The 24566-nt window shown below is 57.4% G+C and carries 21 protein-coding genes and 1 pseudogene; 9 read left to right on the forward strand and 13 right to left on the reverse strand.

Annotation, left to right across the window (positions count from 1 at the left end; translation table 11 throughout):
• Nucleotides 1–161: 161 nt before the first annotated feature.
• The 4 genes from cyaB to DPA2511_RS12405 form a co-directional block, all read right to left on the reverse strand.
• Entirely contained in the window at nucleotides 162–701 is a 540-nt protein-coding gene (gene cyaB / locus DPA2511_RS12385) for a class IV adenylate cyclase (protein ID WP_015854096.1), read from the reverse strand.
• A gap of 946 nt (nucleotides 702–1647) precedes the next feature.
• Entirely contained in the window at nucleotides 1648–2061 is a 414-nt protein-coding gene (locus tag DPA2511_RS12395) for a VOC family protein (RefSeq protein ID WP_015854098.1), read from the reverse strand.
• Between the two features lie 72 nt (nucleotides 2062–2133).
• Nucleotides 2134–3096 (reverse strand): tRNA dihydrouridine(16) synthase DusC, encoded by a 963-nt coding sequence (dusC, locus tag DPA2511_RS12400; RefSeq protein ID WP_015854099.1) that lies wholly within the window; start codon nucleotides 3094–3096, stop codon nucleotides 2134–2136.
• Nucleotides 3097–3211: 115 nt separating this feature from the next.
• Complete coding sequence (locus DPA2511_RS12405; RefSeq protein WP_015854100.1) at nucleotides 3212–4807, reverse strand: ABC transporter substrate-binding protein; 1596 nt, start codon at nucleotides 4805–4807, stop codon at nucleotides 3212–3214.
• A gap of 124 nt (nucleotides 4808–4931) precedes the next feature.
• Here DPA2511_RS12405 and pepT point away from each other — a divergent pair, with 124 nt between their 5' ends.
• On the forward strand, nucleotides 4932–6182 hold the full coding sequence (gene pepT / locus DPA2511_RS12410) for a peptidase T (RefSeq protein WP_023638359.1): 1251 nt from the start codon (nucleotides 4932–4934) through the stop codon (nucleotides 6180–6182).
• A 71-nt stretch (nucleotides 6183–6253) separates the two neighbouring features.
• Here pepT and DPA2511_RS21700 read toward each other — a convergent pair.
• The 5 genes and pseudogenes from DPA2511_RS21700 to DPA2511_RS21705 all read right to left on the reverse strand — a co-directional run bounded on the left by DPA2511_RS21700 (nucleotide 6254) and on the right by DPA2511_RS21705 (nucleotide 9274).
• A pseudogene (locus tag DPA2511_RS21700) lies at nucleotides 6254–7130 on the reverse strand (helix-turn-helix domain-containing protein).
• A gap of 266 nt (nucleotides 7131–7396) precedes the next feature.
• The gene (locus DPA2511_RS12420; RefSeq protein ID WP_015854103.1) at nucleotides 7397–8206 is read right to left on the reverse strand and encodes a hypothetical protein; all 810 of its coding nucleotides are present in this window, start codon (nucleotides 8204–8206) and stop codon (nucleotides 7397–7399) included.
• Nucleotides 8199–8570, reverse strand: a complete 372-nt coding sequence (locus tag DPA2511_RS12425) for a hypothetical protein (protein WP_153247103.1) — start codon at nucleotides 8568–8570, stop codon at nucleotides 8199–8201. Before DPA2511_RS12425 ends, DPA2511_RS12420 begins: the two co-directional genes overlap by 8 nt.
• 7 nt (nucleotides 8571–8577) lie before the next feature.
• Nucleotides 8578–8994 carry a hypothetical protein gene (locus DPA2511_RS12430; RefSeq protein WP_015854105.1) on the reverse strand — a complete coding sequence of 139 codons (417 nt, stop codon included), beginning with the start codon at nucleotides 8992–8994 and terminating at the stop codon, nucleotides 8578–8580.
• A complete protein-coding gene (locus tag DPA2511_RS21705; RefSeq protein WP_015854106.1) occupies nucleotides 8975–9274 on the reverse strand; it encodes a DUF4258 domain-containing protein in 300 nt (99 codons plus the stop codon). Before DPA2511_RS21705 ends, DPA2511_RS12430 begins: the two co-directional genes overlap by 20 nt.
• A 289-nt stretch (nucleotides 9275–9563) precedes the next feature.
• Between DPA2511_RS21705 and DPA2511_RS12445 the strand changes: the two genes are divergently transcribed.
• Nucleotides 9564–10460: a DMT family transporter gene (locus tag DPA2511_RS12445; RefSeq protein ID WP_015854107.1), complete on the forward strand. Its 897-nt coding sequence runs from the start codon at nucleotides 9564–9566 to the stop codon at nucleotides 10458–10460.
• Between the two features lie 78 nt (nucleotides 10461–10538).
• On the opposite strand, the gene rhlE is transcribed toward DPA2511_RS12445, so the two are convergent.
• Nucleotides 10539–11897 (reverse strand): ATP-dependent RNA helicase RhlE, encoded by a 1359-nt coding sequence (rhlE, locus tag DPA2511_RS12450; protein ID WP_015854108.1) that lies wholly within the window; start codon nucleotides 11895–11897, stop codon nucleotides 10539–10541.
• A gap of 551 nt (nucleotides 11898–12448) precedes the next feature.
• On the opposite strand from rhlE, the gene hlyD reads away from it, so the two are divergent.
• The 7 genes from hlyD to DPA2511_RS12485 all read left to right on the forward strand — a co-directional run bounded on the left by hlyD (nucleotide 12449) and on the right by DPA2511_RS12485 (nucleotide 20982).
• Complete coding sequence (gene hlyD, locus DPA2511_RS12455; protein ID WP_015854109.1) at nucleotides 12449–13453, forward strand: secretion protein HlyD; 1005 nt, start codon at nucleotides 12449–12451, stop codon at nucleotides 13451–13453.
• Nucleotides 13443–15191 carry an ATP-binding cassette domain-containing protein gene (locus DPA2511_RS12460; protein ID WP_015854110.1) on the forward strand — a complete coding sequence of 583 codons (1749 nt, stop codon included), beginning with the start codon at nucleotides 13443–13445 and terminating at the stop codon, nucleotides 15189–15191. The genes hlyD and DPA2511_RS12460 overlap by 11 nt, the downstream gene beginning before the upstream one ends.
• Entirely contained in the window at nucleotides 15178–16317 is a 1140-nt protein-coding gene (locus tag DPA2511_RS12465; RefSeq protein WP_015854111.1) for an ABC transporter permease, read from the forward strand. Before DPA2511_RS12460 ends, DPA2511_RS12465 begins: the two co-directional genes overlap by 14 nt.
• Nucleotides 16318–16328: 11 nt before the next feature.
• Nucleotides 16329–17429: an ABC transporter permease gene (locus DPA2511_RS12470; protein WP_015854112.1), complete on the forward strand. Its 1101-nt coding sequence runs from the start codon at nucleotides 16329–16331 to the stop codon at nucleotides 17427–17429.
• A gap of 385 nt (nucleotides 17430–17814) precedes the next feature.
• Nucleotides 17815–18576, forward strand: a complete 762-nt coding sequence (locus tag DPA2511_RS12475) for an endonuclease/exonuclease/phosphatase family protein (protein WP_015854113.1) — start codon at nucleotides 17815–17817, stop codon at nucleotides 18574–18576.
• Nucleotides 18573–19778: a cardiolipin synthase ClsB gene (clsB, locus tag DPA2511_RS12480; RefSeq protein WP_015854114.1), complete on the forward strand. Its 1206-nt coding sequence runs from the start codon at nucleotides 18573–18575 to the stop codon at nucleotides 19776–19778. The genes DPA2511_RS12475 and clsB overlap by 4 nt, the downstream gene beginning before the upstream one ends.
• A 211-nt stretch (nucleotides 19779–19989) precedes the next feature.
• Nucleotides 19990–20982: an AEC family transporter gene (locus DPA2511_RS12485; protein WP_226376597.1), complete on the forward strand. Its 993-nt coding sequence runs from the start codon at nucleotides 19990–19992 to the stop codon at nucleotides 20980–20982.
• Between the two features lie 117 nt (nucleotides 20983–21099).
• Here DPA2511_RS12485 and DPA2511_RS12490 read toward each other — a convergent pair whose 3' ends face one another.
• The 3 genes from DPA2511_RS12490 to DPA2511_RS12500 form a co-directional block, all read right to left on the reverse strand.
• Nucleotides 21100–21810 (reverse strand): Bax inhibitor-1/YccA family protein, encoded by a 711-nt coding sequence (locus tag DPA2511_RS12490; protein ID WP_015854116.1) that lies wholly within the window; start codon nucleotides 21808–21810, stop codon nucleotides 21100–21102.
• A gap of 136 nt (nucleotides 21811–21946) precedes the next feature.
• Nucleotides 21947–22981, reverse strand: coding sequence for an ABC transporter ATP-binding protein (locus DPA2511_RS12495; RefSeq protein ID WP_015854117.1), 1035 nt, complete (start codon nucleotides 22979–22981; stop codon nucleotides 21947–21949).
• On the reverse strand, nucleotides 22978–24561 hold the full coding sequence (locus tag DPA2511_RS12500; protein ID WP_015854118.1) for an ABC transporter permease: 1584 nt from the start codon (nucleotides 24559–24561) through the stop codon (nucleotides 22978–22980). The genes DPA2511_RS12495 and DPA2511_RS12500 overlap by 4 nt, the downstream gene beginning before the upstream one ends.
• Nucleotides 24562–24566: the final 5 nt, after the last annotated feature.

Below are 24566 nucleotides of genomic sequence, written 5' to 3' on the forward strand. Positions count from 1 at the left end.
GAAAACCGAAGCATTATAGTGGCCTCTGCCTTTTGACGCATCCGGCGCGCCGGAAAGCTTTGTGACAAAGTTTGACAGTCACGCCATGGCGAAATGGACATAACATATTGCTGTGGCAGGAATTATCCTCTTCCTGCCAGGGGATCGTCCGCCTACCGCCATCAATAACCCAGCAGTTGCCGATAGGATCGGGTTTCAATATTGTCCATCAGCAGCCCGAGACGCAGCGCGCACTCCTGGCATTTTTCACCCAACATGCCTAACTCGTCCTCCTCCTCAGTCATGCAGGATATTTCCACGTAGTGCCCCAGTGCATCGATATGATCCAGCGTGATATGAAAAATCCCCAGAAAGTAAATGCTCCGGGTTTTATTGATTTCGAAGGTTGGTTGATATCCCAGGGTCTTCAGCATGCCGTCCGCCCGATCAAATGACTCGACGTTGACCGCTTCGCAACGCCCGGCTTTCGGCCCTTTTACGATCCAGAGCTTGATGCCCGACGGCGACATATGGCGCAGAATCATACTGATATTTTGCCCGCTTAGCGATTTGTCAGCCGTATCATAATAGATATCGTATTCCCTATTTTCGAATACGAATGATTCGGGATGATGACTGAATAATTTCTCACGAAACGCGACTATATCCTGAATACGAAATTTCAATTCAACTTCATACTTCCCTTTAAAATGCTCAACCACTTTTATTTTCTCTCTCCGCTGTTTTTCTACCGCCGATAAAAAATCACACCAAGTTCAAAAAAGATAAAAAATAAATATTCAGCAAGTAGAAATCGTGTTACGTATGCGTAACGTGTTTATTTTTCGAAACATACAGATAATGACGATGATATATCCGATGAAAAATAAGGCAGTGTCGTTACCGGTTAATTCTTCATCCCGCATCAATTATCCCGTTATGTTTTCTCACAACGCAGTGACCGCGTTATCCCCTAAATAATTCGAGTGACAGGCAGGCGACAATCGAGCGACTCTCCAGACGCTTACATCGGTAAGTCAGGAGATGCATGAGGGCGGCCAACGCGCCTGCAATGCGAACTATGACGGGTCTACCCATTGAAATGACAGCTGGCAACAGTGGTGCTTCTGTCTTCGACAATGGCCACGCCACACGGTGTGTTTATTGTTGTACGCTCCCGGGGGGTGTCCACATCCCCACGCTACGGCGACTCCATGAACTTAAGGGATGGCAAAGCCAGCGCATCAGAAAGATGCTGCGCCATGGCAGCAAAAAAGAGAAGGTGTTTAACAAATACCCGGCAAAATAAAAAAAGTTCCCAATAATGAACCCGCCATCTTTTCCTCACCAGACTATAAAATAAACGACGCTTTCCGATAATGTTTATTTGTCGAGATGCATCCAGTGAATGGTTGCCGTTCCCGCTATACACCATGACAGCGAAAAAAACACCCCCGGCAATCACTTTCCCGATAAAAATAAAACAGGGGCCTGGCCAACCAGGAATTAAGAGACATATTCATCCGGAATCAACCGACATATGCTCGCCGCCTATTATCTGCAAAAATGTGTCATCCTGCTAACCATGTATAGATACGAAAAAGTAATAATTCAATCCACCACACACATTTTTGCAACACTGTACCGAATTATCTGTAAATATTTCTTTCATGTATAAATGGTCATGCCGTCATAAGGCGCTTGACGACAGCCAGCCAGCCTTGAGCGCAAATCGCCGACATGCACTTCCAATTGATGACCATCGGGATCCAGAAAATAAAGAGAGTCGCCCTCGCTGCGATTGTCCTTCCACTCCACCACGCCGGCCTGACGCAATCGCTGGCAAAACGAAGGAAAGTCCGCTTTCGCGATACTAAAGGCATAGTGGGTATAACCGGCCGCCCCCGCGTTTGACTCCGGTGCGGGTTCCAGCGCCAGACACAGCCAGAATCCCGGTAACGACAGGTAAGCCCCGCGCGCCCACTCGGCGTCGAGGCGAAATGGCAGGAGCTGATGATAAAACCGGATGCTGCGCGGTAGATCGCACACCGAAAGCGTTAAATGATTAAAACCGGATAGCATGGGTCATCCCTTCTGGTTACAGCCAACCCATACAGCTTACTCCCCCAAACTTGGGTTCGTATACCGGGCGACTTATCGCGCTTCTGGCACTGTCTCGTCTCGCCGATAGTGTTCAATCACCTGGGCGATGGCCGACGAGGTCGCCAAAGCCCGAACCTGACTAAACAGACAGCCGGCCTCGGCGTACTCCTTGCGCAGATACCCCAGCCACTGCTTAATGCGGGCGACATGATACAGGCCGGTATCCCCCTGCTTCTCCAGCCGCACGTACTTTTGCAACAACCGAACCACGTCCGCCCACGGCATGCGCGCCTCACGGTATTTAATCACCCGGCTCAGGTTGGGCACATTCAGCGCACCGCGCCCGAGCATTACCGCATCGCATCCGGTAGCGGCCAGGCAATCCTGCGCGCTCTGCCAGTCCCAGATTTCCCCGTTGGCGATCACCGGGATCGTCAGACGGCGGCGGATTTCCCCAATCGCCGCCCAGTTGATGCGCTCGGCCTGATACCCGTCTTCTTTGGTACGGCCGTGTACCACCAGCTCCGTCGCGCCTGCCTGCTGTACCGCGTCGGCAATCTCAAACCGCCGCGCGCCGGAATCCCAGCCCAGCCGGATCTTCACTGTTACCGGCAACGCCGCCGGCACCGCCTCCCGCATGGCTTTCGCCGCCTGATAGATCAATTCGGGATCTTTCAGCAGCGTTGCGCCGCCGCCGCTGCCGTTCACCATCTTCGACGGGCAGCCGCAATTCAGATCCACACCCCAGGATCCCAGCGACACCGCCCGTTCAGCATTCTCCGCCAACCATTGCGGGTATTGCCCCAATAGCTGCACCCGCACCCGCGTCCCTGACGGCGTGCGGCTGTCGTGGCGCAGCTCCGGGCAAAGGCGGTAGAACGCCTTTACCGGCAGGCGTTGATCCACCACCCGTAAAAACTCGGTGATGCAAAGATCATAATCATTCACTTCGGTGAGCAATTCCCTGACCAGGGAATCCAATACCCCTTCCATCGGGGCCAGTAACACGCGCATAGCTCGACTCATCGCAAAAAGGCAGGCAATGGTACTGTCGGCGGGAGAAACAACGCAATGGGAAACAGAAAGAAACGACGGGAAAGCATGCGCGTTCCCGTCATGCCGTCGACCGTTACTGCCGGATATCGACCTGATAGAAAATATGCTTACCGAACGGATCGATTTCGTAACCGCTGACGTCCTTGCGCACCGGTTCGAAAATGGTGGAATGGGCGATCATCACCGCCGGCGCCTGCTCATGCATGATGAACTGCGCCTGACGGTACATCTCCACCCGCTTCTGGTGATCCTGCTCGGCCCGCGCGTCGGTCACGAGTTTATCGAACGGCGCATAGCACCATTTGGACGAGTTGGAGCCGCCATTGGCCGAAGTACAGGTGAATAAGGGGCCGAAGAAGTTGTCCGGATCGCCGGTAGCGGTCGTCCACCCCATCAGCGCGGCCTGATGTTCGCCGCTTTTCACCCGCTTGAGGTATTCACCCCATTCGTAACTGACGATATTGGCCTTCACGCCCACCTTCGCCCAGTCCGCCTGAATCATCTCCGCCATGCGGCGGGCATTCGGGTTGTACGGGCGCTGCACCGGCATCGCCCACAGATCGACGGCCGTCCCTTCTGCCAGCCCGGCCTCTTTCAATAGCGCTTTGGCTTTCTGCGGATCGTAGTCGTAATCCTTCACATCGGCGGCGGCGCTCCATACGCCAGGCGGCAACAGGTTTTTCGCCGCCGTGCCGGTGCCCTGGAATACCGCCTCGATGATGGCCGGTTTGTTGATCGCCATGGTCAACGCCTGACGTACTTTCACGTTATCAAACGGCGCTTTCTGGGTATTGAACGCCAGGAAGCCGATATTCAGACCGGCCTTCTGCATCAACGTAATGTCTTGGTTGTTCTTCATGTCCGGCAATTCCGCCGGATTGGGGAACGGCATCACCTGACACTCGTTTTTGCGCAGCTTGGCGTAACGCACCGACGCATCCGGCGTGATGCTGAATACCAGTCGATCAAGCTTCGCCCGCCCCTGCCAGTAACCGTCGAACGCCTGAAACAGAATGCGGGAGTCTTTCTGATACTGCGCCAGACGGAACGGCCCGGTACCGATCGGCTCCAAATCCACTTTCTCCGGCGTGCCGGCCTTCAGCATGTTATCGGCATATTCCGCCGACAGGATCGAGGCGAAATACCAGGCGAGATCCGCCAGGAACGGCGCTTCGGCATGGCTCAGGGTGAAACGCACCGTATTGTCGTCAACCCGATCAATCGCGGTGATCAGCTTACCGAACGACAGGCTTTCGAAATTGGCATATGTCCCGTTGGACACGCTATGGTACGGGTGATGGGGATCCTTCTGACGCATAAAGGAAAAAATCACGTCGTCGGCGTTGAAATCCCGCGTTGGGGTAAATAACGCATTGCTCTGGAACTTCACGCCGTGACGCAGATGGAAGGTGTAGACCTTGCCGTCCGGGCTGACGTCCCAGCTTTCCGCCAGGCTCGGCACCAGGTCGGTGGTACCGACGTTGAAATCCACCAGTCGGTTGTAGATCGGCACCGCGCTGGCATCCACGCTGGTGCCGGAGGTGTAGATCTGCGGGTTAAAGTTTTCCGGCGAACCTTCAGAGCAGTACACCAGGGTTTTGGCGGAAACCGCCGAGCTGACCGCCAGCGCCAGAGCCGCCAGCGTGATGCGTGTTATCGCGTTTTTCATCCCCATCCTCACTTTTTGTTGACTTTAAGGTCTGTCGCTGCGTACAACGAAGCCTCTGATTCTTATTGGAAACCTTTTGTCACCATAGCGAATCTGCCAGACAATCCACAAATAAGGAAGCGTTATGACCCAGTCGCTGGCCAGTCAGTTGACCACCCGTTTTTTCCGTTATCTCGCCGTGACCAGCCAGAGCAATGCCGCGGCGGCGACCTTGCCAAGCACCCTCGGACAAACCGCCATGGCGCAGTTGCTGGCAGACGAACTGCGTGCGTTAGGGTTGCAACATGTGGTGATCGACGAGCATGCCACCGTCACCGCCGTCAAGCCGGGGAATACGCCGGGCGCGCCGCGCATCGGTTTTATCACCCATATCGATACCGTGGACGTCGGGCTGTCGCCGGATATCCACCCGCAGGTGCTGCCGTTCGACGGCGCCGATCTGTGCCTCAACCGTGCGCAGGATATCTGGCTGCGCACGGCGGAACACCCGGAAATCCTGCCTTATCGCGGCCAGGAGATTATCGTCGGCGATGGCACCAGCGTGCTGGGGGCGGATAACAAGGCGGCCGTCACCGTGGTGATGACGCTGGTGGAGAACCTGACGGACGACCAGCCGCACGGCGATATTCTGGTGGCGTTCGTACCGGATGAAGAGATCGGCCTGCGCGGCGCCAAGGCGCTGGATCTGGCGCGTTTCGAGGTGGATTTCGCCTACACTATCGACTGCTGCGAACTCGGCGAAGTGGTGTACGAAAACTTCAACGCCGCGTCGGCGGAAATCCGCTTTACCGGCGTCACCGCCCACCCGATGTCGGCCAAAGGCGTGCTGGTCAACCCGCTGCTGATGGCCCACGACTTTATCGCCCATTTCGATCGCCGCCAGACGCCGGAACACACGGAAGGCCGCGAAGGTTACATCTGGTTCAACGACATCCACGCCAACGCCAACGAGGCGGTGCTGAAAGCCTCGATCCGCGATTTCGATCTGGCTGGATTTGAGGCGCGCAAACAGCAAATCCGCGACGTCACGGCGCAAATCGCCGCGCAATACCCCACCGGGCAGGCCAACTGCACCGTCACCGATGTTTACAGCAATATCAGCAATGCGTTAGGGGATGACCGGCGCGCCATCGATCTGCTGTTTAGCGCCATGCGGGAGTTATCGATTGAACCGAAAGTGACGCCGATGCGCGGCGGCACCGACGGCGCCGCGCTCTCCGCCAAGGGAATTCTGACGCCCAACTTCTTCACCGGCGCGCACAACTTCCATTCGCGCTTCGAATTTCTGCCGGTGCCGTCGTTCATCAAGTCTTATGAAGTCGCGCTACGCCTGTGCCTGCTGGCAGCCGCCAGCGCCTCAGCGCAGCCGTTGTGAACGACGTAGTTGTTAACACTGAGTTGTTAACGTAGTAGTTGTTAACGCAGTAGTTGTTAACGTAGCCGTGGCTAACGCAATAATTGCCGCCGCAGCGTCGACGGGGTGACGCCGAACTCGGCGCGGAAACGCTGGCTGAAATGGCTGGCGGAGCTGAACCCGCAGGCCAGCGCCACGTCGGTGATCGATAACCGGGACTGGCGCAGCAGATCCTTCGCCTGCGCCAGCCGGCGCTTCATCACGTATTGATGCGGCGCCATCCCGACGCTCTGGCGAAACATGCGGGCAAAGTGGAATTCACTCAGCCCGGCTTCCGCCGCCAGATCGCCGATGGTCAACCCTTCCGCCAGACCGGCGTCGATCCGCGCTTGCACCCGTCGCAGCACCGCAGGCGCCAGCCCGCCCCGCGCATCCGGCTCAGCCCAACGCAATTGAGAGTAACGTTGCAGCACATGCAGCATCACCAGCGTAGATGCGGAGCTCAGCATCATCCGGCTGGCGGGATCGCGCCAGTTGCCGGTCAGCAGAAAGTGGCGATACAGCGCTTCCAACTGCGCATCTCCGATAAAAAATGCGCTCATCAAGACAAATGGACGCCGGGCTGCGATCCCAGGTTTTTTCCGCCAGTTGGCGCAGGTGCTCATCGGTACAGTAAAAATGAGCGAAATGCAGATTACCGCGGATGTCCCAGGTCGACACGCTCTCCTGCGGCATCAGGCAGAAACGACCGGGCGCGCCGCCGTTAAACCAGCCGTCGGGACGTTTGTGATAACTCTCATAACCATCCTGGACATACATACTGAACGTATGGTGATGGGTATTTTCCAACGTCACCCGATCGTGACTGTTCTGCCAGATGGCCAGTTGCACGTTATTATCCAGCGTCACGCTGTCCTGCAGCCGGGTTTTGTAATGTTGTAATACCTCAAAGGCTTCATACTGCTGCATGCCGAACCCCGCCCCTCGCTTGTTGATTAATCCACTATATACCGTCCACGGTACCCATTGCAGGCACATCGATTTTTCCGTACCGCGGATCATTAAAAGCCTATCCCAGTAGGCGTTATTGACGCAGCCAGTTTGGGCTCGGGAAGCCGCGCAGAAACCGGCGCGTACACGGAGTACGTGAGGATTTCGAGCACTGCCCAGGGCCAAAATGGCAAGTGAAATAGTCCTAATGGGATAGGCTCTAAATATGCCGGCTATTCCAAGAATCATTTGCAGCATATTTTGCATGGCTCGAAACGGCATATCTCCAGAAAGGATTTTTCAAAGCTGAAATCCGCCGGGCCAAATTTCTTAATACCATAGTGAAAGAGCGCCATCATTAATGCCGGTTTTAATTCCATCAACCACAACTTGACGTCATCGGATTCCCTGTCGAGATGCTTCGCCGGCTTATACCTTTTATTATAAACCTCACGGTTTTCATTCATCAGCGCCTTCGCCCGCTCAACCGTTTCATTGATAAAAACTTTAATTTCCTCCAATGATTTTGAAGTAAACTCATACCGGCCGGTATTTTTCCCGGTGAGTTTCTTGGGTGGGTTAACCAGCATAAAACGAGCCGTCAGCCTATCAATAAACTTCTGCTCATCACTATTCAAAATATGCCGATTTTCATACGCAAACTGCTTACAAGCCAAAATGGCCTGCATGCCCTTTTTTTCAATTTCCGGCGGGATCTCAAAATTAATATAATCATTATGCATGGCAGAACAATCGGCAAATTTGTGATATTTAGGCGCCGAATGACTGTCAAACAGTAACTGCATGTTGGTGCGTTTTTTTCTGGCTTCTTCAATAAATCGGCTATCCAACTCTGTGAACAATGCATGGGTTAACCAAAGCTGGATAAAATCATTATCCGTTAATAATAACCTTAGATTGTCGTTATCGTAATACTTATGGCACAGCTCAACCGTGACGTTAGAAAAAAGGACATGAAACTGATAGGTGAGGCTCTTAAACGACCCCTGGGTAATAAAATATCGCTCAGGATTGGCTATCGAAGGGTTATTCATGATCCTTGCCCTGCATAATCTCGTTAAGCCTGTTCGAGTAAACCTCGTCCACCGCCACTGAAATAGACAGGATCCCCTTTTCTATCAACACACCTAACGACGAGCGAGCGAGGTCACTTTCTTCATAGTCTTGCGCAATTTTTTTAACGATCTGCACATGCTCTTTGGTTGTTAACAGGTACTCAGCAAGCAATTCCCTGATTTCATCATAAAATAAGTTGGCTTTGTTTTTCCCATAGATTTCACACATGATTTCTATCATTGCAGCAATTTTATGGCTGGGGCGATAACTGATGGTGACATAATCATCGCTATTGCTATTCACCCGTCTTTCATTAATCACATCGGCAAGTTTTTTCATCATGTTCACTTTATATTTTATGAGTAAGAATACGCTTAACGTCATCATGCTCTTGTGTATGCGCATTTTCATACTGAAAATACTGATTCACCAAATGACTTGCATGCTGATCAGGGGCAATTTCATAAAGCCAACTTTTCTCAAGCGCATTCCCTTCATTCAGTTCAGGATTTAATTTATCTGCTTCCGTCGCTAACAAATATCGCGTATCGAAATGGGTAACGTCATTTTTAAAAAATTCATACACCAAATGCTCAATCACCGTATTGATGGCGTTTGCACGTGTATCGTCATACAGTTTCGTCAATTCATCAAAAACCGCCAAATCCACTTTATGAATCTTAATATTCATTTTAGGCTTAGCAAAATCGGTGTTATTGATCACTTCATCACCGAATTGAGCGTCATCAATTGAAATTATTTTCATGGGTTTTATATCTCTTTTTCACATTGAATGAATCGTTGTAATACGCCGTGATCAGCGCCTCGTTGAACTCGACTACGGTCAACCCGCCGCGGCTCTTCAACTTTTCCAGATGTTTTAACAGACCGGAGAGTGTGCCCATCATCACGCTGATGGTTTTTTTATCCAGAATGATTTTCTCGCCATCGCCCGATTCGGTTCCGAAATCCAGCGCAATATCAATCACCGCCTGCTGGATGTTTCTCTCACTCATACGCTTGTAGGCATGTCGTGTCAGATTCATAGCTACCTCCTGATGATGAACAGACTATAAAACCAAAATCAGACCATGTAAATAGTCATTTTTTGACTTTTAATTTATTCACCATGAAAAGCTCATGAACAGCAGCCTGAAAACAGTCCACAGAATGCTAATAACGACATGATTAATTTACTCATTATGGTAAATCCTCAACGGCATCCGGCACCTGGCGACAAACCGCAAGATGCCGACACCCGCCGCAAGTTTCTGACAGCCAATAACGCCGAGAGCGCGGATAATTAGCGCTCGGAAGTCATGAAGGAATCGATGAATGAATAGTCTGCTTTACTGCTCGGTGGTGCTGATTTGGGGCACCACCTGGATCGCCATCAGTCTGCAACAGGGTTCCGTGCCGGCGGAAGTCTCCATTTTCTGGCGTTTCGCCTGCGCCAGCGCGCTGTCGATGGCGTTCCTGCTCCTCACCCGCCGGTTAAAACCGCTATCGCTCTCCGGCCATCTGCTGTGCATGCTGCAGGGCGTAACCGTTTTCGGTATGAATTTTTTCTGTTTCTATCATGCCGTCGCCTGGATCCCCAGCGGACTGGAATCGGTCATTTTTTCCATGGCGGTGCTGTTCAATGCCTTCAATGCGCGGCTGTTTTTCGGCCAGCGGCTGACGCGCAATGTGATGATCGCCGCGCCGTTAGGGCTGTGCGGCATTCTGCTGCTGTTCTGGCGCGATCTGCAGCACATCAGCGGCAGCCCACAGCTACTCTGGGGGGTGGGCCTGAGCCTGCTCGGTACTTATTGTTTCTCACTGGGCAATATGATCAGCGCCCGCCATCAACAACTCGGCCGCGACGTCATGACCACCAACGGCTGGGGAATGTTGTACAGCACGTTGGCGATGGGCGCGCTTGCCTGGTCGCTGGGCTACCACTTTCAACCGGAAACCTCGTTGCGCTATCTCGGCTCGCTGTTCTATCTGGCGGTGTTCGGCTCGGTGATTGGCTTCGGCGCCTATTTCATCCTGGTCGGCCGCATCGGCGCCAGTCAGGCGGCCTATTCAACCCTGCTGTTTCCGCTGGTGGCGCTGTCGGTATCCACGTTGTACGAGGGGTATGAATGGCATCCCAATGCCGTGGCGGGACTGGTGTTGATTCTGGTGGGTAATGCGGTGATGTTTTACCGACCGCGGCCGGCCGCTAAAGTGGTCGAACAGCACTAAGACCACGCCGCTTCGGCGATTCGACCGCTCCGGCCATGTCCCACGCTGATGCGTAGTGGCCGGAACGGCGATGGCAGGTTACTGGCCGCTGGTTGGCTTACGCGGCGGGCGACGACGGGCCGTTTGCCCATCCGGACGCTGGCCCGCCGGACGTACCGAACCTTCACGTCGCGGATGACGAGCGCGATCGCCTTGCGGCCGATTCTGCGCCCCCTCATCCTGCGAACGCCCGCCCTGACGCGGTGCTCCGCCGCGCCCGCCTTGGCGACCGTTCTGGATCGGCTCAGCCTTGATGCTGGGATCCGGCTCATAACCGGGGATAGCCACGCGCGGAATATCCCGCTTCAACAGCCGTTCGATATCCCGCAGCAATTTATGCTCATCCACGCAGACCAGCGACAGCGCCTCACCGGTAGAGGCGGCGCGCCCGGTTCGGCCGATGCGGTGGACGTAATCCTCCGGCACGTTCGGCAGCTCATAGTTCACCACATGCGGCAACTGGTCGATATCCAGCCCGCGTGCGGCGATATCCGTCGCAACCAGCACGCGGATTTCGCCATCTTTGAAATTGGCCAGCGCACGGGTACGCGCCCCCTGGCTTTTGTTGCCGTGAATGGCAGCGGCGGTAATGCCGTCTTTATTCAACTGTTCCGCCAGATGGTTGGCGCCATGTTTGGTACGGGTAAAGACCAGCACCTGCCGCCAGTTATTCTGACCGATCAGGTGTGAAAGCAACTCGCGCTTGCGCTTCTTGTCCACCAGGTGTACGTGCTGCGTCACCAGCTCCGACGGCGTATTGCGGCGCACCACTTCCACCGAGGCCGGGTTGGTCAGCAATTTTCCAGCCAGCGCTTTGATCTCGTCGGAGAAGGTGGCGGAAAACAGCAGGTTCTGCCGCTTGGCCGGCAATTTCGCCAGCACCCGGCGAATATCGTGGATAAAGCCCATATCCAGCATGCGATCGGCTTCATCCAGCACCAGAATATCCACCTTCGACAAATCCACCGCGTTCTGGTGTTCCAGATCCAGCAGGCGGCCCGGCGTCGCGATCAGGATGTCGACGCCGCCCCGCAGTTTCATCATCTGTGGATTGATACTCACGCCGCCGAACACCACCAATGAGCGCAAACGCAGGTATTTGCTGTACGCCGTGACGTTATCGCCAATCTGCGCCGCCAGTTCGCGCGTCGGCGTCAGGATCAGCGCCCGTACCGGGCGGCGGCCTTTCGCCTGCGGCGGATTATCATTCAGCAGTTGCAGCAACGGCAGCGTAAAACCGGCGGTCTTGCCGGTACCCGTTTGGGCGCTGGCCATCAGGTCGCGCCCTTCCAGCACCACAGGAATCGCCTGGCGCTGAACCGGCGTCGGCTCACGGTACCCCTGCTCTTCCACCGCGCGCAAAATATCGGCACTCAGGCCGAGAGATTCAAAAGACATAATAGAGAACTACTCCAGATCAGCCCTGAACAGCTTATCCGCGTATGCGGTTTTCAGGGCGAAAACAGATGGGTTCGACACCGTTGCCGACGGTTTGCCAGACAACGCCTCAACCCAGATGAATGGGCACCAACTGCACAGTATCAACTGCCCGCGATAGTAACAGAAAACCCCTTGTTTGAGGAATTTTTATCTATACATCACATTTTCTTTGCCGCTTTATGCGGCAGAATGGCCAGCATTACTATACATATCAGTATGTTGTTGTTTGATGGAGAAAACAGCCGTTATACCCCAAATAATTCGAGTTGCAGGACAACCGGCAGGCGTGTTGAACAACGCCAAGCGCCGGCCCTTTAGGGCGAGGCTCATTGATGGGCCGAGTCACGCAGCCAACACACCTGCAACTTGATATATGACGGGTATACATCACCGCCGTCAGGGCCACGGACAGCACGAATGATGCGGCGGATTGTGCATAACGAGTTATCCTTTTCAAAAACAGGAACCCAAAAACAGGAACGTTATCGCGACACGCATTCGGGAGAGCTATGAACAAAAAAACCGGGCTATTGACGGCGCTTGCATTGTTGGCCGTCGCCGCTGTCGGTTATGGCGTAACGGAATACCGACGACAGCAGGATACGCCGCTGACGCTATACGGCAACGTAGATATCCGCAGCGTCCATTTGGGGTTTCGCGTCGGCGGGCGTCTGGCGACACTCAATGTAGACGAGGGGGACGCCATCCAACCGGGGCAGGCGTTAGCCCAACTGGATGACGCGCCGTACCGAAACGCGCTGCGGCAGGCGCAGGCCAACGTCGCCAGCGCCCAGTCTCAACTGGCGTTGCTGCGGGAAGGCTATCGCAGCGAGGAAATCGAACAGGTGCGCTCGCAGATGGCGCAGGCACAAGCCGCCTACGACTATGCCAACCGCTTCTACCAGCGCCAATTGGGGCTGTGGCAACAGCGCACCGTCGCCGCCAACACGCTGGAAGACGCCAAAGCCACGCGGGATCAGGCGCTGGCCACGCTGAACGCCGCCAAAGAAAAATTCAGCCAGTACCAGCGCGGCAACCGGCCGCAGGAAATCGCCGCCGCCGAAGCGTCGCTGGCGCAGACGCAGGCCGCCGAAGCGCAGGCCGAACTGAATCTCCAGGATACGGCGCTACATGCCCCTTCGGCCGGCGTCATTCTGACCCGCGCCGCCGAGGCCGGCAGCATGCTGAGCGCCGGCGGCACCGTTTTTACCCTCTCACTCACCCATCCGGTCTGGATCCGCGCCTACGTCAGTGAAAAAAATCTGGGTCGCACCGCCCCCGGCAGCGAGGTACTGATCTTTACCGACGGACGCCCCGCGCATCCCTACCACGGCAAAATCGGTTTTGTCTCACCCAGCGCCGAATTCACGCCCAAAAATGTGGAAACCGACGATCTGCGTACCGATCTGGTCTATCGGCTGCGAATTATCGTCGGCGATGCCGACGACGGTCTGCGGCAAGGTATGCCGGTCACGCTACGTCTGGTACAGGACACCGCGTCGCATGGGCAATGACCGCGCGCTGATTCAACTGGAGGCGCTGGAAAAACGGTTCACCGGCATGGAGAGACCCGCCGTAGCCCGGCTGACCGCCGAGATCCACGGCGGCGCGGTAACGGGTCTGGTCGGCCCGGACGGCGCCGGCAAGACCACGTTGATGCGCATGCTCGCCGGATTATTGACGCCCGGCGCCGGCAGTCTTCGGGTGCTGGGGCTCGATCCTATCGCCGACGATCGCCAACTGCATGCCCGCTTGGGCTACATGCCGCAGAAATTTGGGCTGTACGAAGATTTAACGGTGATGGAAAACCTGACGCTGTATGCCGATTTACGCGGCATCACCGGCGCATTGCGGCAGGCCACGTTCGAGCGGCTACTGACCTTTACCGACCTCACCCGTTTCACCGGCCGGTTGGCCGGCAAGCTTTCCGGCGGCATGAAGCAGAAACTGGGGCTGGCCTGTACCCTGCTGGGGCAACCCGATGTGTTGCTGCTGGATGAACCGGGCGTCGGCGTCGACCCCATCTCCCGCCGTGAGCTGTGGCGCATGGTGCACGAACTGGCGAACGACGGCATGTTGATCCTGTGGAGCACCTCCTATTTGGACGAAGCGGAGCAATGCCGCGATGTCCTGCTGCTCAACGAAGGTACCCTGCTGTACCGCGGCGCGCCCGCCGACCTGACCCGCCGCATGGCCGGCCGCTGCCTGCTGATCGACCACGCCGACGGCAGTCATCGCCGGCTGTTGCAGCAGGCTTTGCGGCAACCACAGGTCAGCGATGGCGTGATTCAGGGGCGTTATGTCCGGCTGATTCTACGACCGGAGGCCGATCGCGCCGCCCTGCTGCAAGCGCTGGGCCTGTCGCCGGCCCAGGTGCGGGAGACGGAACCGCGTTTCGAAGACGCCTTTATCGATCTGCTGGGCGGCGGGCCGACGCAGGCCTCGTCGCTGGCGAAAATCATGCCGCAAATCGATACCCACCGCGGCGAGACGGTGATCGAAGCCCGTGATCTGACCAAAAAATTCGGCGATTTCGCCGCCACCGACCAGGTGAATTTTCAGGTACGACGCGGGGAAATTTTCGGCCTGCTGGGGCCGAACGGCGCCGGGAAATCCACCACCTTCCGCATGATGTGCGGTTTGTTGGTGCCAACTTCCGGGCAGGCGCTGGTGTTGGGCATGGATCTGAAAACCAGCTCCGGCAAAGCGCGGCAGCATCTCGGCTATATGGCGCAGAAGTTTTCACTGTACGGCAACCTGACGGTGGAACAGAATCTGCGCTTCTTTTCCGGGGTGTATGGGCTCGCCGGGCAGCGTCAGCGGCAAAAGATGGCGGGCATGACGCAGGCGTTCAACTTCACCCCCATCTATCGCCAAACGCCGGATTCGCTGCCGCTGGGCTTCAAGCAGCGTCTGGCGTTGGCCTGCGCCCTGATGCACGAGCCGGATATCCTGTTTCTGGATGAGCCGACCTCCGGCGTCGATCCCTTAACCCGCCGGGAATTCTGGCAGCACATCAATGGCATGGTGGACAAAGGCGTCACCGTCATGGTGACTACCCATTTCATGGACGAAGCGGAATACTGCGATCGGATCGGGCTGGTGTACCGCGGCCGGCTTATCGCCAGCGGCACGCCGGATGACCTGAAACAACAAGCGGCCGATGCAGACCATCCGGATCCCACCATGGAGCAAGCCTTCATCTCGCTGGTGCAGGCTTATGATAAGGAGCAGCAGGATGTCACCGGATAGCACCCGTTTTTCCTGGCGTCGGTTGCGCGCGCTGTGCCTGAAAGAGACGCGCCAGATTCTGCGCGACCCCAGCAGCGCGCTGATCGCATTCGTGATCCCGCTGTTGCTGCTGTTCATCTTCGGTTACGGCATCAATCTCGACTCTAGCCGTCTGCATGTCGGCGTACTGCTGGAACAACGCAGCGACGACGCCAACAGCCTGGCGCGGGCGTTTTCCGGCTCGCCGTTCCTCCAACCGGTCATCAGTGATAATCGCCCGGCGCTGATCGCCATGATGCAGGAAGGGCGGATCCGCGGCCTGATCGTGATCCCGCCGGACTTCGCCGCACGCATGGCGCGCCCGGAGGACAACGCGCCGATCCAGGTGATCACCGACGGTAGCGAGCCCAACACCGCGAATTTCGTCAAAGGCTACGCGCAAGGGGTATGGCTGGTCTGGCAACAGGAACGGGCCCGGGAACGCGGGGAGAATTTCAGCCAATTGATTGACGTGCAGTCGCGTTACTGGTTCAACGCCGCCGCCATCAGCCAGCATTTCATCATTCCCGGCGCCATCACCATCATCATGACGGTGATCGGCGCCATCCTGACCTCGCTGGTGATCGCCCGAGAATGGGAGCGCGGCACCATGGAAGCCCTGCTGTCCACCCAGGTGACGCGCACCGAACTGCTGCTGACCAAGCTGATCCCTTACTATGTGCTGGGAATGATCGCCATGGTGTTGTGCGTCGCGGTGGCGGTATTCGTGTTGCATGTCCCCTATCGCGGCTCGCTGTGGTTGCTGTTCGGTTTTAGCAGCCTGTTTCTGGCCTGTACGCTCGGCATGGGGTTATTGATCTCCACCCTGACCCGCAACCAGTTCAATGCCGCGATGGTGGCGCTGAATGCCGCGTTTTTACCTGCGGTGATGCTCTCTGGCTTCATTTTTGAAATCAACAGCATGCCGGCACTGGTGCAGGCGGTTTCCTACCTGATCCCGGCCCGTTATTTCGTCAGCACGCTGCAAACGCTGTTTCTGGCGGGCAACATCGGCAGTGTGCTGTTGATCAACCTGCTGTTTTTGATCGTCTCCGCGGTGTTTTTCATCGGCCTGACGGCCTGGAAAACACGGCGGCGCCTGGATTAAAGGGAGTGATCATGTGGTATCGACTCTGGACGCTCATCCGCAAGGAACTGCAATCGCTGCTGCGGGAGCCGCAAACACGCGCCATTCTGGTACTACCGGTGCTGATTCAGGTCACGCTGTTTCCCTTCGCCGCTACGCTGGAAGTCACCCACGCCCGCATCGCCGTTTACAGCGAAGACAACGGCCCGGCGTCGGTGGAACTGACCCAGCGCTTCGCCAGCGCCAGTGCGTTTTCCGAGGTACGACGGCTGCACAGCCCGCAGGAAATCGCCCCGACGCTGGACAACCAGCGCGCCCTGTTGCTGATCCGTTTTCCGCCGGAGTTTTCACGCAACCTGGCGCGCGGCGACGCCACATCATTGCAACTGATTCTCGACGGACGGCACTCCAACAGCGCCCAGATCGCCGCCAACTATGTACAACAGATCGTACAAACCTATCAGCAGGAACTGACGGGCACGGCCAGTAACCCCAGCGAGCTGTTGATACGGCACTGGTACAACCCGAATCTCGACTACAAGTGGTTTGTGGTGCCGTCGCTGGTGGCGTTGATCACCACCATCGGCGTCTTGATCGTGACCTCGCTGTCGGTGGCCAGAGAGCGGGAACAGGGCACGCTGGAGCAACTGTTGGTTTCGCCGCTCGCCACCTGGCAGATTTTTATCGGCAAGGCGGTGCCCGCACAGATTGTCGCCACGGTACAAGCCTCCATCGTGCTGGCCGCCGGCATCTTCGTCTACCGCATCCCGTTTTCCGGCTCGCTGCTGCTGTTCTATTTCAGCATGCTGATCTACGGCTTCTCGCTGGTCGGGTTCGGGCTGTTGATTTCCGCGCTTTGCGCCACTCAGCAACAGGCCTTTATCGGCGTGTTTGTGTTCGTGATGCCGGCTATCTTGCTCTCCGGTTATGTCTCGCCGGTGGAAAACATGCCGGAATGGTTGCAAGACCTGACGTGGGTCAATCCGGTACGCCATTTCACCGCCATCACCAAGCAGATTTACCTGAAGGACGCCGGCCTGGCCGTGGTCTGGCAAGGGCTGTGGCCACTGCTGGTGATTACCGCCACTACCGGCAGCGCCGCCTATGCCATGTTTCGCCGTAAAATCGGCTGATAACCGCCGCCTGGCCGCAATGCCGCGCCGTTAAGCCGGGTCGGCGGGGAAACGCAGGCATCCGGAAGGGCCCATCCCTGCCGCCCCGCTTGCGCTGGGGCTTAACCGGCCAGCATGACCGCACAGTGCAATGCCGCCCTCCGTGATGATTCCCCCCGGCATGAACACCGCTCGTCAGGCTTATCTTTACCCAGACAAGGCTATACTTAAGCCGTGTCTTGCGGTTTATGGGATTAGCCCAGGTCAGTTCGACGCGCCGGAAGACATGTCACCCCCTTCGGGATAGCACGGCTGTTCGCTTGTAATATCGCTCAACAACAAAACCAGGCGGCCACCTGACATTCAGGTAGCCAGCCCGATAACACTGACAGCGAGGAACGACGCTATGTCTGAACAGGCACCGGATTTCTCCTTCACGGTACTGACCATCAATACGCATAAAGGCTTCAGCCCGTTTAACCGCCGTTTTATCCTGCCGGAGTTGCGGGAAGCGGTGCGCTCAGTCTCCGCCGACGTCGTATTTTTGCAGGAAGTTCAGGGGCGGCACGAAACCCATCCGCTACATGTGGAGAGTTGGCCCGATACGCCGCACTACGAATTTCTGGCGGAAACCATGTGGAATGATTACGCCTATGGCCGCAATGCGGTATACCCGGAAGGCGACCACGGCAACGCGGTATTGTCGCGATTTCCCATTTTCAGCTACCGTAATCTGGATATCTCGCTGTCCGAGCATGAGCGACGCGGCCTGCTCTATTGCGTCCTGAAAGTGCCGAACCGCGATTTGCACCTCCATGTGGTTTGCGTCCATCTGGGCATGTCCCCGCACCGCCAGCGTCAACAGATGGAACTGCTGCACACCCTGCTGGACACCATCCCGCCGGACGTCCCGCTGGTGGTGGCAGGCGACTTCAATGACTGGCTGCAACAAGCCACCCCCGACCTGAACCGCTACGCCAGACTGGAAGAGGTATTCAGCCAGCACTACGGCAAGCCGGCGCGCACCTTTCCCGCCCGGTTCCCGCTGTTGCGGCTGGATCGGATTTATGTACGCAATGTACGCACCAGCGCCCCAACCCTGTTAGGCCCCAAACCCTGGTCGCACCTTTCCGACCATGCGCCGCTGGCGGTGGAGATCCATGTGTGAAAACCGAATGGCGTGACGGTAATCAAATCGCGCTGCTGGTCAACGGCGACAATTTTTACCCCAGCGCCTTCGAGGCGATTCGACAGGCGCATAGCCGGGTGGTGCTGGAAACATTCATTCTGTTCGAGGATGAGGTGGGATGGGGGCTGCACGCCGCCCTGCTGGCCGCCGCGCAACGCGGCGTCAGTATTGATGTCACCGCCGATGGTTACGGCTCCCACGATCTGACGACGGAGTTTCTGCGCCCGCTGATCAAAGCCGGCGTGCGTTTTCATTTCTACGATCCGCGGCCGCGGCTGCTGGGCATGCGCACTAATCTATTCCGCCGCCTGCACCGCAAAATTCTGGTCGTCGACGGCGATACCGCCTGGATCGGCGGCATCAACTATTCTGCCGATCACCTGCTCAGCTACGGCAACACAGCCAAGCAGGATTATGCCGTTAAAGTACGCGGCCCGGTGGTGGACGACATCTATCGTTACGTACTGGCCGCGCTGGCCAGCGACGAGGAGCCCCGTCGCTGGTGGCACCCCCGTTTTCATCGCCCGGCGCTGCCGCACCCCGGCAATGCGCAGGCGCTGTTCATCTGGCGCGATAATCGCACCCACCGCCACGACATCGAAAAGCACTACCTGCAGATGCTGCGCCGGGCAAAGCACGAGGTCATTATCGCCAACGCCTATTTTTTCCCCGGCTACCGGCTATTGCGCGCCATGCGTAACGCAGTGCGGCGCAACGTGCAGGTACGGCTGATCATTCAGGGGCAACCGGATATCCCCATCGTTCTTTTCGGCGCCCGGTTGTTGTACCGCTATCTGGTGGACGCCGGCGTTGAAGTTTACGAATACCGGCAACGACCGTTACACGGCAAGGTAGCGCTGCAGGACGACTACTGGGCCACCGTCGGCTCCAGTAATCTGGATCCGCTCAGCCTGGCGCTGAATCTGGAAGCGAATCTGGTTATCCATGATCGCGATTTCAACCAACAGTTACGCGACAACCTGCGGCAATTGATACAGGAAGAGAGTCGGCGGGTCGAAGAGCAGCATGTGCCGCGCAAAAACGGCTGGCGACTGCTGGTGAACGTGGCGGTATTTCATTTTCTGCGCCGCTTCCCGGCGCTGGCCGGCTGGCTGCCCGCCCATACGCCCCAATTGACCCAAATTGATATCCCGGAACCGCCGCACATGCCTCCGCAATAGTACCGGCCACGCCGGAACCGCCCGAAACGCGCCGCTGTTTGCCTCGCACGCCGCACCGTTCCCTGTATTCCACATGCCGTGCTGCCGCGAACGGGGTGAATCACTGGCGCGCGCCATGTCTGGCCCATACGGTTCCCTCCTGCCATGGCGTGCGTTGATTGCGCCGGAGGGGCGGTTATCATGATATCTGTCATTACGTTGGCGGCAGAGAATGTTACTGTTAACCGCATCGCTGTCGTTGAGCCGAAACAGCGCGGGCAAACACAGTGTGGTGTTTTTTCAGGGAGTTATGATGGTCGATGTTCTTATAAAAGCGTTTTCATTCATTCTGGTCATTATCATTGGCTATCAGCTCAAACAACGGGGCATTCTGCAGCAGGAAAGCGCCACCGCACTCTCCAAGCTGATGATGAACTTCACCCTGCCCGCCGCCGTGATTACCGGATTCGCCAGTTTTAAAGTCGACCACTCGCTGCTGATCCTGGTGGCGTTGGGGCTAGGGTGTAATCTGGTGCTGCTGGGCGTGGGGTATCTTATCGGGCGCCGCAGTCCGGAAGGGCTGAAAGCGTTTTATATGATCAACTCGCCCGGCTACAACATCGGCTGTTTTACCTTGCCGTATGTGCAGAGTTTTCTCGGCCCGGTCGGTATTGTCGCCACCTGTCTGTTCGACGCCGGCAACTCGGTGGTCTGCACTGGCGGCAGTTTCGCCGTGGCATCTGCCGCGACGGGGAAAAGCTCAGGCTGGCTCAACATCGTTAAACGGCTGTTTTCATCGGTGCCGTTTGATGTTTATGTGTTACTGATGATCGCCGCGCTGATGGGATGGCATCTCCCCTCGCAGATTACGCTGCTGGTCTCCACCCTCGGCAACGCCAACCCGTTCGTGGCGATGCTGATTATCGGCATGCTGCTGGAAGTCAACATCGACCGTTCGCAGCTAAAGCATGTGCTGACCGTTCTGCTGCTGCGTTATACCTCGGCGGCGGCCTTCGCCTCGCTGTTCTATTTTTTCACCCCGCTGCCGCTGGAGATTCGTCAGGTGCTGGCCGTCGTGGTATTTGCGCCGCTGTCATCGTTATCACCGCTGTTTACTGCGCGCTTCAACGGTAATCTGGCGGTGGTGGCCAGCTTCGCCAATTCCCTATCCATTATGATCAGTATCCTGATCATCACCACGCTGCTGACGACCATGCAGCTTTAGCCGGAAAAGGCCAGTCACGCCACAGAGGAAATGGGAAAGGAACGCCGGAAACGGAAAGCCATCAGATCAACAAAAGCCCGTCGCAACGGGCTTTTGTGCAGTAAGGGAAATGGAACCTTAGCGGCGGTTGCCGAACAGACGCAACAGCATCAGGAACAGGTTGATAAAGTCCAGATACAAATCCAGCGCGCCGACAATCGAGTAGCGGCGGAAGTTTTCGCGATCGTCAGGAGACAAGGACTCACCCAGATATTTCAGCTTTTGGGTGTCATAGGCGGTCAGCCCGACAAACACCAACACGCCGATATAGTTGATGGCCAGCGCCAGACCGGAACTCTTCAGCCAGAAATTCACCAGCGTTGCCAGCAGGATACCGATCAATGCCATGAACAGCATGCTGCCCAACCCGGTGAGATCGCGTTTAGTGGTATACCCATACACACTCATCGCGCCGAACGTACCGGCGGTAATCACGAAGGTGCTGGCGATAGAATCACCGGTATAAACCAGGAAAATGCTGGAAATCGTCAGCCCGGTCAGCGCCGAATAGAGCATGAACAACGTGGTGGCGACGCCGCCGCTCAGCCGGTGCACCATGCCGGACAGCACAAACACCAGACCGAGTTGCACAATCACCAGACCGAAAAAGGTGAACTTGCTGCCGAACACCAGTTGCATAATCGCGCTGTTCTGGGGGGCATACCAGGCGACAAACGCCGTCAGAAGCAGACCGCAGGCCATCCAGCCGTAGACTTGCGCCATAAATGCCTGCACGCGGGTACCGGCCTGCTGAACGATGGAACCGCTGGAACGTGAAAATCGATCCATGATGCTACCTTTGTGTTGAGTATGTTGGGGTGTGTATATGAAGAAGGGCCGCAGCCCGCCTGTTGTTCAGCTTAACACAAAACGCGCATTCGACACGCTGACCGTCGCACAGACCACGCGCCTGTCGCCCGGACACTCAATCAAGAATATGCGCCAGCCCCACCACATTCAGACATACCGGCGTCCCCACGCCGATGCCCTCGCGACTGAGGGTTTTAATGTCGATTTCCTGCTGGCCGTGCGCCACCCTCACACGCAACGTGGACACAAAACCGGCGAAATCCACGGCAGTCACCACCGCCTGAGGCTGCGTAAACGGCGGCGCGGGCATAATGTCTATCTGTTCCGGCCGCAGCATGATGCGTGCCGGGCCACGGCGTAAGCGGTCGCTCACGCGGACATCGCCCAGCACACAGGCCGCCAGGCCGTTCTGTAATTCGGCGGACACCACCAATGTATCGCCGAGAAACGCCGCCGTTTCTTCATCGGCCGGCTGTTGATAGAGCGACTGCGGCGAACCGACCTGAACCAGACGCCCCTGTCGCATCACCGCGACTTGATCGGCAAACGACAATGCCTCCGCCTGATCGTGCGTCACCAGAATGGACGCGATGTCCGACTCCGCCAGCAGCGCCGCGACCGATTGACGCATGGCGGCGCGCAACCCGGTGTCCAGCGCGGAAAACGGCTCGTCCAACAGCATCAACGCCGGCCGTTGTGAGAGTGCCCGCGCCAGCGCCACCCGCTGCTGCTGGCCACCGGAGAGTTGGTGCGGCCACAGAGATGCCAGTTGACGATCAAGAGAAACCCGCTCCATCAGCTCATCGACCCGACGCTGTTTCTCCCGGCGGCTGCCGCCAAGCCCAAAGCTGATATTCTGCGCCACGGTAAAATGCGGAAACAGCGCGCCATCCTGCGGCACAAAACCGATGCCGCGCTCATGCGCCGGCACCCAGACGGCGTCGTCCGCCAGCAGGCGGCCCTGCAACCGAAGCCGGCCGTCATCCGGCGCGTCGAACCCGGCGATAATCCGCAGCAGCGTGGTTTTGCCGGAACCGGAAGGCCCTACGACCACCGTCCGGCTCCCAGGCGCGACGTACAGGTCGATGGCATCCAGCACGCGGGTGGCGCCAAACGATTTACCGATACCGAAAAGTTCCAGAGTATTCATAGTCCTGCCGTGCGTTTGGATTGCGAATAAAACAGCCAGGTCAATGGCAATGACAGCACCACCATAATCAGGGCGTAAGGCGCCGCCGCCATGTAATCGATCTCGCTGGTCAGCGCCCAGAAGCCGGTCGCCAGCGTCCGGGTGCCGTTGGGCGCCAACAGCAACGTCGCCGTCAGCTCATTAGTCACCGCCAGAAATACCAGCGCCGCGCCCGAGGCCGCGCCGGGTGCGGCCAAGCGCAGCGTAGTGCGCCACAACGCCCGCAACGGTGAACACCCCAGGCTACGGGCTACGTTCTCCAGTTCCACCGGCGCCTGGGAGATCCCCGCGCGCAGAGAAATCAGCGCACGCGGCATGAACATCAGCACATAGGCCAGCAGCAACGTTATTTCCGTCTGATAGATAGGACGCAAGGAATGGATGGTCATCGTCACCAACGCCAGCGCCACCACGATACCGGGCAGCGAACTGGTGACATAGTTACAGCTTTCCAGTACCCGATAGACGCCGGAAGGATGCCGTACCGACAACCAGGCCATCGGCAAGGCGCACAGCGTCACCAGCAGGGCGCCGACCACCGCCAGCCATAGCGTCTGCGTCAAGGCGGGCAACAGATCGGGATTACGCCATACTGCGGCACCGCCGCGCGCCAGCCAGCGCCCCAACGTCATCAGAGGCACGCCCAGCGCCAGCAATACCAGCATCAGCGGCAAAAGCAGCCCCAATGTCAGCGTTGTCGGCCCCAACCGCCATAGCGTTTGACTGCGGGCGCTGCCTGAACCGACGCGGGCGTAACGGGCGCAGCCGCGGGTGCCCGTTTCCAGCGCCAGCAAACCAAGACAGCACAGCACCAACACGCCGGCCAGCATATTGGCCGCCGGGCCGTTAAAGGTGGATTGATATTGTTCGAAAATCGCGGTGGTGAAGGTATCGAAGCGAATCATGGCGTACAGGCCGTACTCCGCCAGCAGGTGCAAGGCGATCAATAGCGACCCGCCCCATACCGCCAGCCGCAGCTGCGGCAACACCACCCGCCGGAAAACCGCCCACGGCCGGGATCCCAGCGAGGTGGCGACATCCTCCAGGCTGGGGTCGAGGCGGCGTAACACCGCAGCGACGGGCAGATAGATAAACGGGAAATAGGCCAGCACCGACAAAAACACCCCGGCGGCGAGCCCGTTCATTCCCGGCAGCAGGCTGATCCAGGCATAGCTTTGTACAAACGCGGGCACCGCCAGCGGCGCCGTCAGCAACAGCGACCAAAGCCGACGCCCCGGCAACGCGGTACGTTCGGTCAGCCACGCCAGCGCCACGCCCAACAGCGCGCACAGCGGTAACGTGCACACCACCAGCAACACGGTGTTCACCACCAGCTCGCCGACACGAGGGCGAAACACCAGCGCGCGCACGCTATCCCAGCCGGTCTCAAACGTCACGCCCACCACAAACCCCAACGGCAACAGCGCCAGCAGAGACAGCACCAATGCAGCCGCTACGATCCAGCGCTCCGGCCGTTGCCGCGACTGACGGCGCGCCGTCGGCGCCGCCCGTCTCACTTCCTGCAACTCCGCGTCAAACATACCGC

Source organism: Musicola paradisiaca NCPPB 2511 (assembly GCF_000400505.1).
GTDB lineage: Bacteria > Pseudomonadota > Gammaproteobacteria > Enterobacterales > Enterobacteriaceae > Musicola > Musicola paradisiaca.

Excerpts from the sequence above, each read along its gene's own strand:
- DPA2511_RS12395 (WP_015854098.1), bottom strand. The coding sequence starts at position 2,061 with ATGCTATCCGGTTTTAATCATTTAACGCTTTCGGTGTGCGATCTACCG.
- dusC (WP_015854099.1), bottom strand. The coding sequence starts at position 3,096 with ATGCGCGTGTTACTGGCCCCGATGGAAGGGGTATTGGATTCCCTGGTC.
- DPA2511_RS12405 (WP_015854100.1), bottom strand. The coding sequence starts at position 4,807 with ATGAAAAACGCGATAACACGCATCACGCTGGCGGCTCTGGCGCTGGCG.
- pepT (WP_023638359.1), top strand. The coding sequence starts at position 4,932 with ATGACCCAGTCGCTGGCCAGTCAGTTGACCACCCGTTTTTTCCGTTAT.
- DPA2511_RS12420 (WP_015854103.1), bottom strand. The coding sequence starts at position 8,206 with ATGAATAACCCTTCGATAGCCAATCCTGAGCGATATTTTATTACCCAG.
- DPA2511_RS12425 (WP_153247103.1), bottom strand. The coding sequence starts at position 8,570 with ATGATGAAAAAACTTGCCGATGTGATTAATGAAAGACGGGTGAATAGC.
- DPA2511_RS12430 (WP_015854105.1), bottom strand. The coding sequence starts at position 8,994 with ATGAAAATAATTTCAATTGATGACGCTCAATTCGGTGATGAAGTGATC.
- DPA2511_RS21705 (WP_015854106.1), bottom strand. The coding sequence starts at position 9,274 with ATGAATCTGACACGACATGCCTACAAGCGTATGAGTGAGAGAAACATC.
- DPA2511_RS12445 (WP_015854107.1), top strand. The coding sequence starts at position 9,564 with ATGAATAGTCTGCTTTACTGCTCGGTGGTGCTGATTTGGGGCACCACC.
- rhlE (WP_015854108.1), bottom strand. The coding sequence starts at position 11,897 with ATGTCTTTTGAATCTCTCGGCCTGAGTGCCGATATTTTGCGCGCGGTG.
- hlyD (WP_015854109.1), top strand. The coding sequence starts at position 12,449 with ATGAACAAAAAAACCGGGCTATTGACGGCGCTTGCATTGTTGGCCGTC.
- DPA2511_RS12460 (WP_015854110.1), top strand. The coding sequence starts at position 13,443 with ATGGGCAATGACCGCGCGCTGATTCAACTGGAGGCGCTGGAAAAACGG.
- DPA2511_RS12465 (WP_015854111.1), top strand. The coding sequence starts at position 15,178 with ATGTCACCGGATAGCACCCGTTTTTCCTGGCGTCGGTTGCGCGCGCTG.
- DPA2511_RS12470 (WP_015854112.1), top strand. The coding sequence starts at position 16,329 with ATGTGGTATCGACTCTGGACGCTCATCCGCAAGGAACTGCAATCGCTG.
- DPA2511_RS12475 (WP_015854113.1), top strand. The coding sequence starts at position 17,815 with ATGTCTGAACAGGCACCGGATTTCTCCTTCACGGTACTGACCATCAAT.
- DPA2511_RS12485 (WP_226376597.1), top strand. The coding sequence starts at position 19,990 with ATGTTACTGTTAACCGCATCGCTGTCGTTGAGCCGAAACAGCGCGGGC.
- DPA2511_RS12490 (WP_015854116.1), bottom strand. The coding sequence starts at position 21,810 with ATGGATCGATTTTCACGTTCCAGCGGTTCCATCGTTCAGCAGGCCGGT.
- DPA2511_RS12495 (WP_015854117.1), bottom strand. The coding sequence starts at position 22,981 with ATGAATACTCTGGAACTTTTCGGTATCGGTAAATCGTTTGGCGCCACC.
- DPA2511_RS12500 (WP_015854118.1), bottom strand. The coding sequence starts at position 24,561 with ATGTTTGACGCGGAGTTGCAGGAAGTGAGACGGGCGGCGCCGACGGCG.